Below are 2,269 nucleotides of genomic sequence, written 5' to 3'. Positions count from 1 at the left end.
GAATTACCCCTACCCTAATTTAGCTTGGCAAAGATAGTCAATCGCCTTAGATTAATTGTGGCGATCGCTTGTGCCATTCGGTAGACTGCTCGTAGACATGGGCGACTTGGAGCAAGAGATCTTCGCGCAATACATTGCTGAGTAATTGCAAGCCGATCGGCATTCCCTTATCGTCAAAACCGCAGGGGATACTAATTCCAGGCAAACCCGCCAGATTGACGGGAATCGTCATTAAGTCGGAGAGATACATGCTCAACGGATCGGCAGTTTTTTCGCCAGCTTTAAATGCCGTCGTCGGTGCGGTAGGAGTAATTAAGATATCAACTTGACTAAAGGCGGCTTCAAAATCTTCTTTAATCAGCGTCCGCACCTTTTGGGCTTTGAGATAATAGGCATCGTAATAACCCGCCGACAGCGCATAGGTACCGAGCATAATCCTGCGTTTGACTTCTGCCCCAAATCCAGCGGCTCTGGTTTGAGTATACATCGACATCAAGTTGTCAGCTTCAGCTCTAAATCCATACTTGACGCCATCGTAGCGAGCTAGATTTGCTGAGGCTTCAGAGGGAGCGATTACGTAATAGGTGGGTAAGCCATAGCGGAATCGCGGACAAGAAATTTCGCGAACTTCTGCACCGAGAGCGCGAAAATGTTCGATCGCTTGCTGGACAGATGCCGCGACTTGCGGATCTAAACCTTCGCCGAAAGTTTCAGTAATCACCCCGATTTTCAGCCCTTTAGGTAAGTCTGGGGTGAGTAATTGGGAATACTTAGGAATCTCGATCTTAAGACTGGTGGAATCTTTGGGATCGTAACCGGCGATCGCTTCAAGCAGAATTGCCGCATCTTCTACCGTCCGCGCAAAGGGGCCGATTTGATCGAGGGAGGAAGCATAAGCTACCAGACCGAATCGCGATACCAGTCCATAGGTCGGTTTTAGCCCCACTACGCCACAAAAAGACGCTGGTTGACGAATAGAGCCACCAGTATCGGAACCGAGCGATACAACGCATTCTGAACCCGATACGGCTGCTGCGGAACCGCCGGAAGATCCGCCTGGTACTCTTTCGAGATCCCACGGATTGGCGGTGACTTGATAAGCTGAATTCTCGGTCGAACTGCCCATGGCAAATTCGTCGAGATTAGTTTTGCCCAAGGATACCGCGCCTAAATCTTGGAGCTTTTGGGTAACGGTGGATTCGTAGGGTGGCACGAATCCCGCCAAAATCTTGGAACCGCAAGTAGTTGGAATCCCTTGGGTACACATATTATCTTTGAGCGCGATCGGAATCCCCGCCAGCAATGGGATGTCTTCACCAGCGGCAATTTTGGCATCTACCGATCGAGCTTGGGCGAGGGCTTGCGTCGGCGTGGTACACAAGAAACTCCGCAGTTTGGGTTCGAGTTGGTTGACTCGCTCGATCGCTTCAGTGGCGATTTCTACTGCCGATCGTTGTTTGGTAACTAGCTGATGATGCAACTCGCGAATAGATGCCATGTGAAGAGGGGATAGGGGATAGGGGATAGAGAATAGAGATTAAAAAATCTAGGCTAGGAAGTAGATCGAAATTCAAGATCTTAACTATTCCCAAGGCGTATTTGCTTTTGGATTATATCGGTTCTTTAGCCAACATTAGAGATTTGTTCTTACATTTTAGCGATATCCCTATCCCCTATCCCCTGTTCCCTATCCCCTAGCCACTAGCTTAAACACGGAAATTTCTGGACGACAATTAAATCGGGCATAGAGTTTGATCGTGCCGATGCCGCGACTAGTGTATTGAACCATGTCTTTAACTTGATAGCGTCCCAAGGGATAGTTACGCGCCAATTCTGGGAGATAGCCATCATAGAAGGGAATCCGAATTTGGCCGCCGTGGGAGTGTCCGGATAATTGGAGTCCAAATCTGCCAGTAGCGGCAGTTTCATCGGCAAAATCTGGCTCGTGGGCGAGCATAATTGCCGCTCCCGTGGTGGGTAATTGGGCTAATACTCGATCGAGTTTATCTTCTTCGGCAAAGACGTCACCCACGCCAGCGATATTTAATGTAGCGAGATCGCGGTGGATGGTAAAAATGGTATTTTCGAGGAGAACGATGCCAGCTTGTTTGATGGCCGTACGAATTGGTTCGGCATCATTAAAAACATCGTGATTGCCCAAAACAGAGAATATCCCATGACGCGGATTCATTGTGGCGAGGACAGGAGCTAATTCGTGGATGTCTGTCGAACGCCGCAACACATTGTCGTGTTGACCGGCGATTATGTG

2 protein-coding genes are annotated in these 2,269 nt (G+C 49.1%); both read right to left on the bottom strand.

Annotated elements, in window-relative coordinates; genetic code table 11:
* Positions 1 to 46 precede the first annotated feature (46 nt).
* Positions 47 to 1,498, bottom strand: coding sequence for an Asp-tRNA(Asn)/Glu-tRNA(Gln) amidotransferase subunit GatA (gatA, locus tag RMO84_RS12815; protein WP_310488841.1), 1,452 nt, complete (start codon positions 1,496 to 1,498; stop codon positions 47 to 49).
* Between the two features lie 189 nt (positions 1,499 to 1,687).
* The coding region (locus tag RMO84_RS12810) for a metallophosphoesterase (RefSeq protein ID WP_396135845.1) at positions 1,688 to 2,269 on the bottom strand (582 nt) is incomplete at its 5' end.

Source organism: Chamaesiphon sp. VAR_69_metabat_338, from assembly GCF_031423935.1.
Lineage (GTDB): Bacteria > Cyanobacteriota > Cyanobacteriia > Cyanobacteriales > Chamaesiphonaceae > Chamaesiphon.
The sequence above is the reverse complement of the archived record's forward strand: the minus strand, read 5'-3'. Positions and strand labels throughout refer to the sequence as shown.

Bases quoted from the DNA above. Each gene is read 5' to 3' on its own strand.
- gatA (WP_310488841.1), bottom strand. From the start codon at position 1,498: ATGGCATCTATTCGCGAGTTGCATCATCAGCTAGTTACCAAACAACGA.